This window comes from Kitasatospora sp. NPDC001527, from assembly GCF_040298605.1.
Lineage (GTDB): Bacteria > Actinomycetota > Actinomycetes > Streptomycetales > Streptomycetaceae > Kitasatospora.
On the sequence record NZ_JBEPAM010000002.1, the window covers coordinates 304,829 to 320,251 of the forward strand.

Here is a 15,423-nt window from a genome sequence, read left to right on the forward strand (position 1 = left end):
TCACATTCAGCGCCATTGCGCTCAGCTGCCGCCACATCTCCCCCGGACCTGGTGTCCAAACCGTGCGTCTGGACACGCTCGGCAGCGTACGCGCCTCACCAGCGTGATCAACGGCAGATCGAGCAACTCCACGCTGAAGGCTGTTGGACACCCTCCTGGACAGGGAGCTTGGGCTCAGCAAGCCCGGCACTGTCGGCGCTGCTGACTACAAGGGAGCTGTTCATGCCAGTCGCCTACACCACCGCAAAAGGGCTCGTCTTCGCTGCCACCGCCCTCGATCCACTGGCGCGCCTGTGCCTTCTCGTGTTCGTCCTGATCTACCTCGGAGTGATCCTGCCGACGATCTGGTCCCGGAGCCCCGATCGCCGAAGTGCAGCACGGCGCACTCTCGAAACCCTGGCCGGCGTGCTGAGGAAGACCAGGCGGCGGTGATCCGCCGGCTCAACCCCCGAACCGCACTTCGTGATCTCCTCCCTGGTGGCGGCGCGCCCTCGTGCAGCCACCGACGAGGGACGGGCCACCGCCGCCCTGGAGCCCGCGTGCGTACGGCGGACCGTAGGACCGTCGTACGCGACAACTTGCTCCGTCCCGAGGGGCGGGCCGGGGTAAGGATGACTTACCCCACAACTTGCTCCGCCTGCGGCATCGGTCCGGTCGCTCCTAGCGGCCTGTCACCGCAGCGCTCCTGGAGGGCGGGACGTCGCCGCAGTCGTCCCACTCGTTGCACGGCTGGTCAGAGCGGTACGGGTGCCATCCTGGGGACGGTTGGACTCGTTGCAGAGAAGCGACCCGTCCCCGCCCTGAGCTGGGCGGGGACGGGTGGTACGAGTGGTGGTGGGTCAGGTGCCGGTGGCGGATTGCTCGACGGGTTCCGGGCAGTAGCGGTTCCAGGGGTCGAGGAAGCTGTTGCGGGTGAAGCCCTTGCGCTGGGTGTCGCGGTCGAAGCGGATGTTCGCTGAGCCGATGCCGTAGTCCTTGAGCAGGAGTTGCAGGCCGCGCGCCGTCAGGCCGTTGATGCCGTACTCGGCCCAGGGCGCCTCGCTGTCGGCGTTCAGGGCGGTCAGGAGATGCTCGGTGGACAAGGCGTCCGGGTTGCCGCCTGCGGCGAAGACGCGGCGGATGTCGGCCAGGATCCTGGTCTTCAGGCCACCGTCCTCGTCTTGCCCGGACTCGTGCGCGGTCATGGCACGGCAGGCCGCTCGGGCACGGGCGGGCCAGTCGCCACCGGCGAGGTCGGCGACCGACACCAGGGGCTCCCAGGTGTCGGCCGCACGGTCCTCGACCGGCATCAGTGGCTCCATGTCGGCTGCTGTGTCGGTCAGCGGCGCCAACCAGGCTCGGAGGCCGTTGCGGGTGCTGTGCAGGGCTGGGGTGTCGCGCTTGGAACGGAACGCGGCGACCTGCTCCCCCGGTGCGCGGCGGCGCATGCGGATGACCACCGAGCGGTCCATGATCGTGTCCGGGAGGTCTCCGATACCGGCCAGGGCCGCCATGGCGAAGGTGGGGAACTTCATCGGCTTGTGGTCTGGCCCGGATACTCGCAAGGTGGGCCGGTTGCGCTGGTGACCGGCGTTGAGCAGGCCGCGCAGGTCCTCGTTCTTCTCCGCGGCCTTGATGCTGCCGAACAGGGTGTCTGCCTCGTCCACCAGCAAGGTCGGCGGCTTGTCCGTGATCGACCGGAAGATTGCGGCCGGGGTGGCGTTGACCGTGATCAGCGGGTCGTGGACCGTCTCGGTGATCACATCGAGCAGCCGCGACTTCCCGCACCGTTTGGCCGGGCCGATCACCGCCAGACGCGGGGCGTGCTGCCACGCGGGTTGCAAGTGTGTAGCGGCCACCCACAGGGTCACCGCGTCCAGCGCCTGGGCGGACGGCAGGATGACGAACCGGGCGATGGCTGACCGTAGTTCGGACAGCAGTTCCGCGCCCGGGGTGGGCGGGCTGACCGGACTGGCCGGGTCAGTGACCGGCTCGGTAGTGACCCGGTCGGTCAGGGCACCGGGCTCCCGGTCAGTCCGGTCGGTCAGTACGTCGTTCTGACCGCCCGCCGGTCGGAAGTGACCGGGTTGACCGGGGATGGCAACGGCGGGCCAGCCCTCAGCCGGGTCTCCCGACGCAGACTGGCGGGAAGTAGAGTTCACGGTGAAGCTCCTCGCTGGTGCGCACGACCTCGACCGTCGCGCTGCCACCGGTTGAACTGATTCGCTGATCTGGGGACTTCGCCCGGCCCTCGGTGTTCGTAGCACCGAGGGCCATCGCATTCCCGGCCTGCCGAGCCGACTTGGCTCAACTCGCAGGCGGGTGGAGTGCGTTGCGCCGGTTTGCGACCGGCTGGCGACGCGACGATACGACCGCCCTGACGGAAGATCCACTGCTCCGTCGGCAGTCCTCTCACGGCAGACAAGCTCCTGGCCCGACCTGCGGCCTTGTCGTCACGCAGCCACACCGTCCGGCGCGACGTCGATGCCCAGCAGCCGCAGGAGGTCTGCAGTGATCACCCGGTACTTCTTGCCCAACCGCAGCACGCGGCACGGGTAGGCATCCCGCCTCGCCAGCTCGTAACCCTTGCTGCGGCCGAGGCCGATGGCGCGGTTGGCGGTGTCCAGGTCGATCGCGGCCGGCAACGCGAGCAGCTCCGCCCGGCTCATGCCCATGAGCTCCTGGTTGCCCGTCTCAGTTCGCACAGCTGTCTCCATTCACAGGGGGCGAGCCCCGGTCGGTGGCCCGGCAAGTCCGGGATCGAGGAACAGCTTGCATCGCAATAAAGTGTCGATATGACACACGATGAAGTGGAATCTTGGTCTGCGCAGATCACGAGAACCGTGATCGCCGAGGTTCGTAGGTGCCGGAAGGAGCTGGGCATGACCGCGCAGGACCTGGCCGACGCCTGCGACGTGCTGGGCCACCCCATCCCGCGCAACGTCATCGCGAACTGGGAGTCCGGGCGCCGGCTGACCCTCACCGTCCCGGAGTTGCTCGTACTCGCCAAGGCAGTCGACACGCCGCCGGCCGCCCTGGTCTTCCCACTCAGCGGGAGCACCAATGTGGACTGCCTCCCGCACGAGAGCCGAGACCCATGGACGGCGTTCAGCTGGTTCACCGGCGAGGACCTGGACTTCGGCGACGCGGCCGTGTTTCGCGAGTACGCGGGCGTCGAGCACCGCATCCGGACCGGGCACCACGACGCCTGGCAGCTCCAGTTTTCCGGCGCGAGGGAGGGCTGGCCACACGGCGCAGAAGCCAAGTTCGGCCGCCTCCTGAAGGCCGTTCGCTCGGAGCTCGTGCCGATCCGGCACCGCATGCGCGAGCTGGGGCTGACTCCCCCTCCGTTCCCCAGCCACCTCGCATTCCTCGACACCGACCACAAGGACGACCAGATGAAGGAGGGAACCCCGTGAAGGGCTCCACCTACCACCGCTGCTACTGCCGGGACGCCGACACCGGCAAGCCGCTCGGCAAGGCCTGCCCGAAGCTCAGCAGCCGCAAGCACGGTTCCTACGCGGTGCGCCAGGAGCTGCCCAACCGCGAGGATGGCTCACGACGGTCCTTCAACCGCTCCGGCTATGAGTCCCGGAAGACCGCCCAGGCCGATCTCGACCAGGTTCGCGAGCTGCTGCACATCCCGGACGCGGACGATCCCGAGGGCCTCGCGCAGATAGCCGACCTGCTTGAGAAGGTCGCCCACGAGAAGGCGCCGCTGCCCGACATCGAGGAGACCCGTCGCCGGCTCGCCTCCGGCCAGGACCTCCAGAACCGGCTGACGGTCGGCGAGTGGCTCGACCAGTGGCTGGCGGGCAAGCGCGGCCGACAGACCGCGATCAGCCGGGACGAGAGCAGCATCCGGCTCTACCTCAAGCCGCGGATCGGCCACATTCGGCTCGACCGCCTTCGGGTCCGGCACCTGGAGGAGATGTTCGCGGCCATCGAGGAAGCGAACGTCGAGATTGCCGAAGCGAACGCCCAGCGGCGAGCCGCCATCGACGAACTCGCCCAGATCCCCTGGAAGGGCCAGGAGTTCCGCGCGCAGCGCAAGGCTCTCAAGGCCGCCATCGCCGGCATGGAGCCGTTCCGGCGGACCGTCAGCGCATCGACCTGCCAGCGCATCCGCTCCACGCTCAGGGCCGGTCTTAACTCCGCGATCCGACGGCAGATCATCACCTTCAACCCGGCGTCCCACGTAGAGCTGGAGGCCGCCAAGCGACCGAAGCCGCTCGTGTGGACGGAGGAGCGGATCGAGCACTGGGAGCTCACCGGCGAGCGGCCGTCCCCAGTGATGGTCTGGACCCCGGAGCAGACGGGGCTGTTCCTCGACCAGGCCGCCGAGGACCGCCTCTACGCGCTGTTCCACCTGATCACCTTCCGAGGGCTTCGGCGGGGCGAGGCGTGCGGCCAGCGGTGGGCCGACACCAACCTGAAGGCCGAGCTCCTCACCGTGGCCAAGCAGCTCGTCGTGGACGGCTGGGCGGTCTACGAGGACGATCCCAAGACCGACGCGGGCGCCCGCACCATCGCCCTCGACTCCGAGACGGTGTCCGTCCTGGAGGCGCATCGCGAGCGGCAGCGAGCGGACCGCGAGAGGTGGGGCGACGCCTGGGTCGAGACCGGCCGGGTCTTCACCAAGGAGAACGGCGAGTGGCTGCACCCGACCGCCGTGACCGACCGGTTCCGCGAACTCGCCGAGGAGGCCGGCCTCCCGCCGATCCGCCTGCACGACCTCCGCCACGGCGCAGCCACGCTCGCTCACGCGGCGGGCGCGGACCTGCACTCGATCAAGGAGATGCTCGGCCACTCCTCGATCGGCATCACCTCGGACACCTACACGACCCTGCTCCCCCAGGTCGACAGGGCAATCGCTGAGGCAGCCGCCAAGCTTGTCCCCCGGGCGAACAGGCCGCGCAAGGATGCCCAGTCCATGGCCAACGCGAAGAGGACCAGGCCATCCGCTCACGCATCGCTCACGCAAACGGCCTCGGACGAGAAGTCCGAGGCCGGTGATCAAGCCCCCAGAAGGCCAAAGCTGCAGCTCATCCGAGGTGGCGCACAGAGCCCCCTGTCGGGTTCGAACCGACGACCCCCGCTTTACAAGAGCGGTGCTCTGGCCAGCTGAGCTAAGGAGGCATGGTGACCGTCCGCGACGAGGTCACGGCGGCACCGGGGGCAGTCTACCGGGCGGGGCGCGGGCGGTGTGGGGATATCCGGGGGCCGGCGGGGCCGGGCGGGCGTGATGGAACCGATGCCTAAATCGGGACGGCCGGGGGCTGACAAGCGGCGGACGCGCAGGTAGCGTCACCCGGAGCCGGTTCGCGCAGTGGTCCAGACCACGACGGCGGGACCGGCCCGAGCGGTACCACCCACCTTTACTCGGATCGTCCGGCACGTTCCTGCCGGTGAAGGAGAGCACAGCCATGGCTTCTGTGACGTACGACAAGGCGACCCGTGTCTACCCCGGGGCGACCAAGCCCTCGGTCGACGCGCTGGACCTGGACATCGCCGACGGCGAGTTCCTCGTCCTGGTCGGCCCCTCCGGCTGCGGCAAGTCGACCAGCCTCCGCATGCTGGCCGGCCTGGAGGACGTCAACGGCGGCGCCATCCGGATCGGCGACCGCGACGTGACCCACCTTCCGCCGAAGGACCGGGACATCGCGATGGTGTTCCAGAACTACGCGCTCTACCCGCACATGACCGTCGCGGAGAACATGGGCTTCGCGCTCAAGATCGCCGGCGTCAACAAGAGCGAGATCCGCACCAAGGTCGAGGAGGCCGCCAAGATCCTCGACCTGACGGAGTACCTGGACCGCAAGCCGAAGGCGCTCTCCGGCGGTCAGCGCCAGCGCGTCGCGATGGGCCGCGCGATCGTCCGCGAGCCGCAGGTCTTCCTGATGGACGAGCCGCTGTCCAACCTGGACGCCAAGCTCCGCGTCTCGACCCGCACCCAGATCGCCGGTCTGCAGCGCCGCCTGGGCATCACCACCGTCTACGTCACCCACGACCAGACCGAGGCGCTCACCATGGGCGACCGGGTCGCGGTGCTCAAGGCCGGCATCCTGCAGCAGGTCGACACCCCGCGCAACATGTACGACAAGCCCGCCAACCTCTTCGTGGCCGGCTTCATCGGCTCGCCCGCGATGAACCTGGTCGAGGTGCCGCTGGTCGACGGCGGCGTGAAGTTCGGCGGCTCGGTCGTCAACATCTCGCGCGAGGACCTGGCCGGCGCCGGCACCGACAAGACCGTGACCGTCGGCATCCGCCCGGAGCACTTCGAGGTCGTCTCGGGCGGCGGCATCGAGGGCGTGGCCGTCACCGTCAACGTGGTCGAGGAGCTCGGCTCGGACGGCTTCGTGTACGGCACCACCAAGATCAACGGCGAGGACAAGGAACTGGTCGTCCGCGTGCACGGCCGGCAGATCCCCGCCCGCGGCGAGACCATCCACGTCGTGCCGATCGCCGGCGAGACCCACGTGTTCGCCACCAGCACCGGCGCCCGCCTCTCCAGCTGAGGCCGCCCGTTCCACCCCGGAGCCCCGTCGGACCGTCACCCGGTCCGGCGGGGCTCCCGCCGTCCGCGGCCACTCCGACGGGTGATGCCCGTCAACACGACACCGGGACGAACCGGGACAGTGCGTCACCCGATGGGGTAACGGAGGGCAAGGATGCCCGCACGCACCGCTACGCTCCTGTGCGTGAAGCAGCTAGTTCGCCGCATCGGCCAGACCATCGCCCTCGCCCTGCCCGTCGTCCTGGTGACCACCGGCACCCTCGCCGTGACCAGGGTGCCGTGGGCCCCGCCGACCTCGCTGGACCAGCAGGTGGTGGCGGCCTCCAGCGAGGACGGCGCCGGGATCGGCCGGACGGCGGGCACCGGGCGGACCCCGGACGGCCTCGCCCCGCAGGACGCGCTGCGCGTCACGCTCCTGGACGAGCTGCGCGCCCACAACCCGGGCAGCGCGCTGGACCTGCTGGAGCGCTCGATGCGCGAGCAGCCCGAGCTCACCCCGTACTGCACCTCGCTCGCCACCGAGCTGGGCAAGGCGGCGGTGCGCAAGTACCAGGGCGACGTCCAGCGGGCCCGCTCCTTCGCCCGCCCGGTCTGCGACGGCTCGTTCGCCGCCGGCGCCGCGAGCTGACGACGACGCGGGTGGAACCCGGCACCCGGACGGCCGGGTGACCGGCGGCGGAACGGCCGGGGCGGGTGCGCCTATTGTTCAGCCATGACCGCTGACTCCGGCCCCACGGCCACTCCCCCGCACACCCCCGCACCCGCCCTCGGCCCGGTGCCGGTGCCGGTGACCCAGGCCGTCATCCTGGCCGGCGGCCAGGGCTCCCGGCTGCGCCCCTACACGGACGACCGCCCCAAGCCGCTGGTCGAGATCCCCGGCACGGGCACCCCGATCCTCGGCCACCAGCTGGCCTGGCTCGCCTCCGAGGGCGTCACCGACGTGGTCATCTCCTGCGGCCACCTCGCGGACGTGCTGGAGGAGTGGCTCGACAAGGCCGACCTGCCGCTGCGGGTCCGCACCGTGGTCGAGGCCGAGCCGCTCGGCCGCGGCGGCGGGCTCAAGTACGCCGCGAAGGCGCTGCCCCGCCCCGACGAGCCCTGGTACGCCACCAACGGCGACATCTGGACCAGGTTCAGCCTGCGCGACATGGCCGCCTTCCACCACGAGCGGGACGCCGTCGCCACCCTCGCGCTGGCCCGGCCGCGGATCCCGTGGGGCGCGGTGGAGACCGACCAGTTCGGCAACGTCCTGGACTTCATCGAGGCCCCGCCCTCGCCGTTCCTCATCAACGCCGGCCTCTACGTCTTCAGCCCGGAGTTCGCCGATCTGCTGCCGGACGTCGGCGACCACGAGCGGACCACCTTCCCGCAGCTGGCCCGCGGCAAGCGGCTGGCCGGCTACCAGCTGCCGCAGGGCGTCTACTGGCGGGCCATCGACACCGCGAAGGACCTCACCGAGGCCGCCAAGGAGCTCGCCTCCGGCGCCGGCCGCGCCCCCGCGGTGTCCTGACCCGCACCCCCGCGACGGCCCGAGCCGGCCCCGCGGCAACGCGATCGGCCGGGTGCTCCCCCACGGAGCACCCGGCCGATCGCCGTCACCGGGCCGATCGCCCGGTCCGTCAGGTGGCCGTCGCCGCCCCGGGGCGGGCGGCGGACGGGCGGGCACCGCCGCCGGACAGCTCGGCCAGCGGAGCGCTGCCCAGCACCCCGCCCAGCAGCCCCGAGCCGGAGCCGCCCGCGCCGTTGCCGGAGCCGCTCGGGGCGCCGGTCCCGGCGCTCGGCGCGGGCTTGGGCGCCGAACCGGTGCCGGTCGCCGGGCCCGGGGTGGCGCGCTGCGCGGGCGCCGACCCGGCCGGGGCCGGTGCGCTGGACGGCCCGGCCGCCGGCGCCCCGGAGGGGGCCGTCCCGGTCTCCGGCCGGCCCGAGGCCTTCGCCCTGCCGCTCGGCGTGGCGGTGGCCGGGGCCGTGCCCGGCTTCGACGCGGACGGGGTGGCGGACGGCGCCGCGGTGGTGGGCGCGGCGCTCGGCGCGGCCGGCCGGGTCGGGGCCGGCGAGGTCGCCGGGGCGGCCGGGGCCTTGGCGCTCGGGGTCGCGGACGGTCCGCCGCTCGGCCAGACCGGCGTGCCGTACTCGGTGGCCGGCCGGGGCGGCGCGGGCGGCTGCGGCCGGGCGCCGGTGCGGACCGCCGCGCCCAGCATCGAGCCGAGCAGCAGGGTCAGGCCGATGACCACCGAGGCGACCACCGCGCCGCGCCGCAGCACCCGGCGGCGCAGCGCGGCCGGGGCGCCGGCGCCGTAGCGCCGCCAGGCCTCCAGGCCGAGCCGGCCGTCCAGCGAGGCGAACGGCGCCCCGGCGATCAGCAGCGGGCTCCAGGCCGCCAGGAAGATCAGGTCGGGCGTGTCGTACACCGGGACGGCCCGCCAGCTCACCGTGAACAGCAGCGCGGCGGACAGCGCCATCGCCGTGCCGGCCGCGAGCCGCTGCCAGAGTCCGAGCACGGTCAGCACGCCGACCACGATCTCGGCGAACGACACCACCAGGCCGGAGCCGACCGGGTGCGCCATGGCGAAGGACAGCAGCGGCTCGGCGACCTTCCAGGGGTGCAGCGAGGAGAGCCAGCGCATCATCGAGCCACGCTCGCCGCCGTCGAAGTACACCGGGTCGCAGAGCTTGCTGAACCCGGCGTAGACGGAGAGCGAGCCGAGCACGGCGCGCAGCGGCAGCAGCACCAGGCCGAGGTCGACCCGGCGGCCGGGGTACCAGGGCTGGCGGCCCTCGGCGCCGGCGGCCGAGACCTCGGGCAGCTCGCCGCTGGGCGTCCAGCCCTGCGGCGCGCCGACCGGGCCGACGCCGGCCTGGGTGGCGGTGCCGCCGCCCTCGCGCGGCTGGCGGGGCACCGCCCGGGCGCCGCCGTACGGCGGGATCAGCTGGGTGTCCGCGTCCGCCAGGGAGCCGCCGGAGCGTCCGCCGCGTCCGCCGACGCCGGCCGGGACGGCGCCCAGCCGGACGGCCTCCAGCAGCTGGGTGGCCGCGACGTCGCCCGGGCGCGCCTCGCCGGTCCAGGTGACCGGGGTGACCCGCCCCTTGCGGCGCGGCGGTGCCCCGGCGAGACCGCCGACGAGCGAGGGCACGTCGGCCGCGGGGACGACCACCTGCGGGGTGACCAGCGGGCGGCGGATCAGGCCCTGGGCGCCGTAGGGGTCGCCGAACGCGGCGCCGGTGGACAGCAGTCCGGCCGGCGCGTCGATCAACGGCGCCACCGGGGCGCCGAGCCTGAGCCGGAAGCTCGCCTGGGTGCTGCTGAGGCGCGCCGGGTCCGACGGCACCTTGACGGTGTTGAGGCCGGGGCCCGCGTCCATCCCGGGGCTGCCACCGCCCAGGAGCGGGCGCCGAGGTGTTCTGGTGTCCACGCCCGTCTAACCGGGTGACGCCCGGTTAGGACACTCTCCCGAGTGGATATCGGGAGTCCCCTTGAAGTGATCATGAGAAAAGCGATCGGATCCGGGCGGATCCGATCGCTTTCCCCTGACTTGCGGGCGAACGGCGGGCGGTTGCGGAGAACGCGTTGCGCCGGGCACCCGCGCTGTGCTCGGGCCCTCACCCGCCCCCGGAGGGTGCGGTGGTCAGCCGACCTTGGCGCGCAGCCGGGCCGCCTCGTAGAGCACGACGCCGGCCGCGACGCCCGCGTTCAGCGACTCGGTCAGCCCCGACATCGGGATCCGCACCCGCAGGTCGCAGGTCTCCGAGACCAGCCGGGACAGGCCCTTGCCCTCGCTGCCCGCGACGATCACCACCGGCCCGGTCAGCGCCTCCAGGTCGCCGATCTCGGCCTCGCCGTCGGCCGCCAGGCCGATCACCATCAGCCCGGCCTTCTGGTACGCCTCCAGGGCGCGGGTCAGGTTGGTGGCCCGGGCGACGGGCAGCCGGGCCGCCGCGCCCGAGGAGGTCTTCCAGGCACCGGCGGTCATGCCGGCCGCCCGGCGCTCCGGGATGACCACGCCGTGCGCGCCGAAGGCGGCGGCGGAACGGACCACGGCGCCCAGGTTGCGGGAGTCGGTGACGCCGTCCAGCGCGACGATCAGCGCGTCGCGGCCGCTGTCCGCGGCCTCGTCCAGCAGGTCCTCGGGGTGCGCGTACTCGTACGGCGGGACCTGCAGCACCAGGCCCTGGTGGTTCATCCCGCCGGTCATCTGGTCCAGCTGCGGGCGCGGGGCCTCCATCAGCGGGATGCCGCGGTCGTTGGCGGCCTGGAAGGCGTCGCGGACCCGGTCGTCGGTGTCGATGAACTGCTGGACGTACAGCGCGTTGGCCGGCACGTCGCCCTGCAGGGCCTCGACCACCGAGTTGCGGCCGAAGACCAGCTCGGCGGAGCCGGCGCCGCCGCGGCCGCCCCGGCCGCCGCCACCGGCCCGGCGCATGCCGGCCCGGGCCTTGGCGTCCCGCTCGCGCTTGAGCGCGGCGTTGGCGGCCCGCTGCTTCGGGTGGCCCTTGCGCTCCTCGCCGGGCGGGGTCGGGCCCTTGCCCTGGAGCGCCTTCCGGCTGTGGCCGCCGGTACCGACACTCGCGCCCTTCTTCGACCCGGGGTTGCGGCGGTTCCTGCGCTGGCTGTTGCCGGCCATGGCTGTACTTCCTGTCTGTCTGTGCGGCATGGCCGGCCGCACCGGCCCGTGCCGGTGGCGCCCGACGGCATGCGCTCCGTCATGCGGGAGGGCCGCACCGGTCCGGTACGGCCCACCTCACCCCTCGGTCGCCCGGGGGTTACTGGCTGTTGATCGTCCAGCGCGGGCCGGACGGGGTGTCCTCGATCGCCAGCCCGGCCAGGCCGAGCTGGTCGCGGATGGCGTCCGCGGTCGCGAAGTCCTTGCGGGCCCGTGCCGCCTGGCGCTGGTCCAGGACGAGGCGGACCAGCGAGTCGACCACGCCGTGCAGGTCCTCGCCGCGCTCCGTCCCGGTCCACTGCGGGTCGAGCGGGTCCAGACCCAGTACTCCGAGCATCGCACGGACCTCGGCCAAGCGCGCCACCGCGCTCTCCTTGTCGTCCGCGGTGAGGGCGCTGTTGCCCTGGCGGACGGCGGTGTGCACGATGGCCAGCGCCTGCGGCACGCCCAGGTCGTCGTCCATCGCCTCGGCGAAGGCCGGCGGCACCTCGGGCGCCGCGTCGACCTTCCCGCAGCGCTCCACGGCGCGCTGGATGAAGCCCTCGATCCGGCCGAAACCGGCCTCGGCCTCGCGCAGCGACTCCTCGCTGTACTCGATCATCGAGCGGTAGTGCGGGGCCGCCAGGTAGTAGCGGAGCACGATCGGCCGCCAGCGCCGGACCATCTCGGAGACCAGCACCGAGTTGCCCAGCGACTTGCTCATCTTCTCGCCGGCCATGGTGACCCAGGCGTTGTGCACCCAGAAGTTGGCGAAGCCGTCGCCGTAGGCCTTGGACTGGGCGATCTCGTTCTCGTGGTGCGGAAAGATCAGGTCGAGCCCGCCGCCGTGGACGTCGAAGGCCGGGCCCAGGTACTTGTGGGCCATCGCCGAGCACTCCAGGTGCCAGCCCGGACGGCCGCGGCCCCACGGGGTCTCCCAGCTCGGCTCGCCCGGCTTGGCGGCCTTCCACATCGCGAAGTCGCGCGGGTCGCGCTTGCCGGTCTCGTTCTCGCCGGAGGGCTGCTGGAGGTTCTCCAGCTTCTGGTTGGAGAGCGCGAGGTAGTCGGGGTACGACTTCACGTCGAAGTAGACGTTGCCGTCGGCCGCGTAGGCGTGGCCCTTCTCGATGAGCCCGCGCATCATCTCGACCATCTCGGGGATGTGCCCGGTCGCGCGCGGTTCGACGGTCGGCGGCAGGCAGCCGAGCGCGTTGTAGCCGTCGTTGAAGGCGCGCTCGTTCTCGTAGGCGATCTGCCACCACGGCGTGCCGAGCTCGCGCTCCTTGGCGATGATCTTGTCGTCGATGTCGGTGACGTTCCGGGCGAAGGTCACCTGGTAGCCGCGGTAGGCGAACCACCGCTGCATCACGTCGAAGTTGAGATAGGAGCGGATGTGCCCGATGTGTGGCGCCGACTGGACGGTAGCGCCGCACAGGTAGATCGAGACACAACCCGGGACAAGCGGGACGAAGTCGCGTACCTGTCGGGTGCTGGTGTCGTACAGTCGAATGCTCACAGCGTCAAGCGTAGTGGGCAGCAGGGGGTGCCCCGCGACATTCCGGAATGTCAAGGCCCCCGACGGAACCTTTTCCGCCGGGTGATGCCCCGGGGCCTCCCCCGCCGCGCCGGTGGCTCAGATCGAGCCGACCACCTTCCGCGGGGTGATCCGGACGACCACCCGCACGTCGTCCGGGCCGTCGTAGCCGTACGACTCCGCGTCCTGGTACTTGCGGGCCAGCTCGTCGATCAGCTCCCGGCCGCCCTCGCGGGTCAGGGTGACCTCGCCGCGCACCTCCAGGTAGGTGTACGGGCTCTCCGGCGGGTTGACCACCAGCGAGACCCGCGGGTCCTTCACCAGGTTGAGGTGCTTGCGGCGCCCCTCGACGGTGGAGAACAGGATGTCCTCGCCGTCGCGCTTCACCCAGACCACGGAGGACTGGGGGCTGCCGTCGGGCTGGATCGTGGAGACCACGGCGAAGCTCTTGGCGTCGAGCAGGGCCTTGGCCTGGTCGGAGAGTTGGGCGCTCATCGGAAACCTCATCTCGTCGGCAGCTGGTACGGCCCGAGGGGGAAGCCCGCGCGGGCCCGACCCGAACACTATCGACTCGGGCCCGCGCAACGCCCGGTGAACACCCGTCAGCCGGGGATTGTTCCCGGCCGCCCTCCGCGGAGGTCAGGGCCGCTCGTACACCAGCGCGGTGGCGATCGCCGCGAGCCCCTCGGCGCGCCCGGTCAGCCCGAGCCCGTCGGTGGTGGTGCCGGAGACCGAGACCGGGGCGCCGACCGCGGCGCCGAGCGCGGCCTGCGCCTCCGCCCGGCGCTTGCCGATCTTCGGCCGGACCCCGATCACCTGGATCGCGACGTTGCCGATCTCGAAGCCCGCCGCGCGCACCAGCCGGGCCGCCTCGCCGAGCAGCGTCACCCCGGACGCCCCGGCCCACTCCGGCCGGTCGGTGCCGAAGTGCGCGCCCAGGTCGCCGATCCCGGCGGCCGAGAACAGCGCGTCGCAGGCGGCGTGGGCGGCCACGTCGGCGTCCGAGTGCCCGGCCAGGCCGGCCTCGGCGCCCGGCCACTCCAGCCCGGCCACCCACAGCGGGCGACCGGCCTCGAAGGCGTGCACGTCGGTGCCGATCCCGATCCGGGGGACGACGGGGGTGTGCGGGTCAGTAGGCATCGGCGGCCCTCCGGCGGGCGAGTACGGCCTCGGCGAGAACGAGGTCCAGCGGACGGGTCACCTTGAACGCCTCCTCGTGCCCGGGCACCACGACCACCCGGCCGCCGAACCGCTCGACCAGGCCCGCGTCGTCGGTGACCGGCGGCAGGCCGGTCCCGTCCGCCGCGCCCTCCTCGGCCAGCGCCTTGGCGTGCACCCCGGCCAGCGTCTCCCGGCGGAAGCCCTGCGGGGTCTGCACCGCGCGCAGGGTGGCCCGGTCGGGCGTGTCGAGCACCGGCTCGGGCCCGCCCGGCACCGGCTCGACCCGCTTGACGGTGTCGGCCAGCGGCACCGCCGGCACCACCGCCTCGGCCCCGGCCCGGACGGCGGAGGCCACCGCGTCCACCACCTCGACCGGGACCAGCGGGCGGGCCGCGTCGTGCACCAGCACGATGCCGACCTCGGCCGGGATGGCGGCCAGGCCCAGCCGGACCGACTCCTGGCGGGTCGCCCCGCCGGCCACCACCCGGATGTCCTTGCCCTCAAGGCCGTGGCTGTCGAGCAGGGCGACCACCCCGGCCACCCCGTCGGCGGGGGCGGCGACCACGACCAGGCCGACCGCGCGGCTGCGGGTCAGCGCCCGGACGGCGTGCACCAGGAGCGGCACGCCGCCCAGTTCACGCAGGGCCTTGGGGGCCCCCGGCCCCAGGCGCTCACCGCGGCCGGCGGCGGGCACCACTGCTGCTGCGACTGCTGCTGTGGCGTTCAGGTTTCACTCCTTCGGCGAAGTGGGTATGGCCATGGCGTGCACGACGGGCGCGGACCCCTTCCGAAGCACCACCGTCTTCCGCCCGCGACATGAGCAGAAACGGTCATGCAGACCCGAGGCCGACCGGGCCGCTCGGGTGCGGGGGCGTCGTCCGGACACGCCTCAGCGCCCGAAGTGCCACTGCACCACCCGCGGACCGTCGGTCCGGTGGGCGGCGCGCCGGCATCGGGCGCTGTGAGCGTTGTGGAGCGGACGGCCGCTACGAGGCGAGCACCTCGTCGAGCAGCGTCTCCGCCTTGTCCTCGTTGGTGTTCTCCGCCAGCGCGAGCTCGCTGACGAGGATCTGGCGCGCCTTGGCGAGCATGCGCTTCTCGCCGGCGGAGAGACCGCGCTCGCGCTCGCGGCGCCACAGGTCGCGCACGACCTCGGCGACCTTGATGACGTCGCCCGAGGCGAGCTTCTCCAGGTTCGCCTTGTAGCGACGGGACCAGTTGGTCGGCTCTTCGGTGTACGGTGCGCGGAGCACCTCGAAGACCCGGTCCAGACCCTCCTGGCCGACCACATCGCGCACGCCGACGAACTCCGCGTTCTCGGCGGGCACGCGGAGCGTCAGGTCTCCCTGCTGCACCTTGAGCACCAGGTAGGTCTTGTCCACACCTTTGATCTGGCGAATTTCGATGGCCTCGATCAGCGCGGCCCCGTGATGGGGGTAGACCACCGTGTCGCCAACCTTGAACGTCATGTGACAGGACCCCTTCCGTGGCTTTCCAGAATAACACGCTTTTCGGCGCACCCGAAGGGCGTTTTCGCAGGTCAGGGCCGGTCTCGGGGCTTGACAAGGACCCCCATGACGTGCTGCGACCGGTGT

Annotated in this window: 14 protein-coding genes, 1 tRNA gene and 1 pseudogene; 6 read left to right on the top strand and 10 right to left on the bottom strand. The window is 72.4% G+C overall.

Annotated features, from left to right (window positions below; translation table 11 throughout):
* Window positions 1-222 precede the first annotated feature (222 nt).
* Window positions 223-432, top strand: a complete 210-nt coding sequence (locus tag ABT238_RS03190) for a hypothetical protein (RefSeq protein WP_350755385.1) — start codon at window positions 223-225, stop codon at window positions 430-432.
* Window positions 433-839: 407 nt separating this feature from the next.
* On the opposite strand, the gene ABT238_RS03195 is transcribed toward ABT238_RS03190, so the two are convergent.
* Window positions 840-2,141, bottom strand: a complete 1,302-nt coding sequence (locus ABT238_RS03195) for a DUF3631 domain-containing protein (protein WP_502891389.1) — start codon at window positions 2,139-2,141, stop codon at window positions 840-842.
* Between the two features lie 291 nt (window positions 2,142-2,432).
* A complete protein-coding gene (locus ABT238_RS03200; RefSeq protein ID WP_350755423.1) occupies window positions 2,433-2,654 on the bottom strand; it encodes a hypothetical protein in 222 nt (73 codons plus the stop codon).
* Window positions 2,655-2,774: 120 nt separating this feature from the next.
* On the opposite strand from ABT238_RS03200, the gene ABT238_RS03205 reads away from it, so the two are divergent.
* Together ABT238_RS03205 and ABT238_RS03210 are read left to right on the top strand one after the other, a co-directional pair.
* Window positions 2,775-3,398, top strand: a complete 624-nt coding sequence (locus ABT238_RS03205) for a helix-turn-helix domain-containing protein (RefSeq protein ID WP_350755387.1) — start codon at window positions 2,775-2,777, stop codon at window positions 3,396-3,398.
* Window positions 3,395-4,885 (top strand): annotated as a pseudogene (locus tag ABT238_RS03210) (site-specific integrase); the annotation flags it as partial. The gene ABT238_RS03205 and the pseudogene ABT238_RS03210, both read left to right, overlap by 4 nt.
* 159 nt (window positions 4,886-5,044) lie before the next feature.
* On the opposite strand, the gene ABT238_RS03215 reads toward ABT238_RS03210, so the two are convergent.
* Window positions 5,045-5,118: transfer RNA gene (locus ABT238_RS03215), tRNA-Thr, on the bottom strand.
* A gap of 287 nt (window positions 5,119-5,405) precedes the next feature.
* On the opposite strand from ABT238_RS03215, the gene ABT238_RS03220 reads away from it, so the two are divergent.
* The 3 genes from ABT238_RS03220 (at window position 5,406) to ABT238_RS03230 (ending at window position 8,006) form a co-directional block, all read left to right on the top strand.
* A complete protein-coding gene (locus ABT238_RS03220; protein ID WP_350564507.1) occupies window positions 5,406-6,497 on the top strand; it encodes an ABC transporter ATP-binding protein in 1,092 nt (363 codons plus the stop codon).
* 183 nt (window positions 6,498-6,680) lie between these two features.
* On the top strand, window positions 6,681-7,124 hold the full coding sequence (locus tag ABT238_RS03225) for a hypothetical protein (protein ID WP_350755389.1): 444 nt from the start codon (window positions 6,681-6,683) through the stop codon (window positions 7,122-7,124).
* 84 nt (window positions 7,125-7,208) lie between these two features.
* Window positions 7,209-8,006: a nucleotidyltransferase family protein gene (locus ABT238_RS03230; RefSeq protein ID WP_350564511.1), complete on the top strand. Its 798-nt coding sequence runs from the start codon at window positions 7,209-7,211 to the stop codon at window positions 8,004-8,006.
* A 109-nt stretch (window positions 8,007-8,115) separates the two neighbouring features.
* Here ABT238_RS03230 and ABT238_RS03235 read toward each other — a convergent pair whose 3' ends face one another.
* The 7 genes from ABT238_RS03235 to ABT238_RS03265 form a co-directional block, all read right to left on the bottom strand.
* The gene (locus ABT238_RS03235; protein ID WP_350755391.1) at window positions 8,116-9,855 is read right to left on the bottom strand and encodes a DoxX family protein; all 1,740 of its coding nucleotides are present in this window, start codon (window positions 9,853-9,855) and stop codon (window positions 8,116-8,118) included.
* Between the two features lie 264 nt (window positions 9,856-10,119).
* On the bottom strand, window positions 10,120-11,115 hold the full coding sequence (gene rlmB, locus ABT238_RS03240) for a 23S rRNA (guanosine(2251)-2'-O)-methyltransferase RlmB (RefSeq protein WP_350564515.1): 996 nt from the start codon (window positions 11,113-11,115) through the stop codon (window positions 10,120-10,122).
* A 139-nt stretch (window positions 11,116-11,254) separates the two neighbouring features.
* Complete coding sequence (gene cysS / locus ABT238_RS03245) at window positions 11,255-12,649, bottom strand: cysteine--tRNA ligase (RefSeq protein ID WP_350564517.1); 1,395 nt, start codon at window positions 12,647-12,649, stop codon at window positions 11,255-11,257.
* Between the two features lie 117 nt (window positions 12,650-12,766).
* Window positions 12,767-13,162, bottom strand: a complete 396-nt coding sequence (locus tag ABT238_RS03250) for a PPOX class F420-dependent oxidoreductase (RefSeq protein WP_350564519.1) — start codon at window positions 13,160-13,162, stop codon at window positions 12,767-12,769.
* A gap of 144 nt (window positions 13,163-13,306) precedes the next feature.
* Window positions 13,307-13,807: a 2-C-methyl-D-erythritol 2,4-cyclodiphosphate synthase gene (gene ispF, locus ABT238_RS03255; protein ID WP_350564520.1), complete on the bottom strand. Its 501-nt coding sequence runs from the start codon at window positions 13,805-13,807 to the stop codon at window positions 13,307-13,309.
* Window positions 13,797-14,555, bottom strand: coding sequence for a 2-C-methyl-D-erythritol 4-phosphate cytidylyltransferase (gene ispD / locus ABT238_RS03260; RefSeq protein ID WP_350755424.1), 759 nt, complete (start codon window positions 14,553-14,555; stop codon window positions 13,797-13,799). Before ispD ends, ispF begins: the two co-directional genes overlap by 11 nt.
* Window positions 14,556-14,814: 259 nt before the next feature.
* Window positions 14,815-15,297: a CarD family transcriptional regulator gene (locus tag ABT238_RS03265; protein ID WP_030244332.1), complete on the bottom strand. Its 483-nt coding sequence runs from the start codon at window positions 15,295-15,297 to the stop codon at window positions 14,815-14,817.
* Window positions 15,298-15,423: the final 126 nt, after the last annotated feature.

Excerpts from the sequence above, each read along its gene's own strand:
- ABT238_RS03205 (WP_350755387.1), top strand. The coding sequence starts at position 2,775 with ATGACACACGATGAAGTGGAATCTTGGTCTGCGCAGATCACGAGAACC.
- ABT238_RS03250 (WP_350564519.1), bottom strand. The coding sequence starts at position 13,162 with ATGAGCGCCCAACTCTCCGACCAGGCCAAGGCCCTGCTCGACGCCAAG.
- ABT238_RS03230 (WP_350564511.1), top strand. The coding sequence starts at position 7,209 with ATGACCGCTGACTCCGGCCCCACGGCCACTCCCCCGCACACCCCCGCA.
- ABT238_RS03190 (WP_350755385.1), top strand. The coding sequence starts at position 223 with ATGCCAGTCGCCTACACCACCGCAAAAGGGCTCGTCTTCGCTGCCACC.
- ispF (WP_350564520.1), bottom strand. The coding sequence starts at position 13,807 with ATGCCTACTGACCCGCACACCCCCGTCGTCCCCCGGATCGGGATCGGC.
- ABT238_RS03265 (WP_030244332.1), bottom strand. The coding sequence starts at position 15,297 with ATGACGTTCAAGGTTGGCGACACGGTGGTCTACCCCCATCACGGGGCC.
- rlmB (WP_350564515.1), bottom strand. The coding sequence starts at position 11,115 with ATGGCCGGCAACAGCCAGCGCAGGAACCGCCGCAACCCCGGGTCGAAG.
- ABT238_RS03235 (WP_350755391.1), bottom strand. The coding sequence starts at position 9,855 with ATGGACGCGGGCCCCGGCCTCAACACCGTCAAGGTGCCGTCGGACCCG.
- ABT238_RS03220 (WP_350564507.1), top strand. The coding sequence starts at position 5,406 with ATGGCTTCTGTGACGTACGACAAGGCGACCCGTGTCTACCCCGGGGCG.
- ABT238_RS03200 (WP_350755423.1), bottom strand. The coding sequence starts at position 2,654 with ATGGGCATGAGCCGGGCGGAGCTGCTCGCGTTGCCGGCCGCGATCGAC.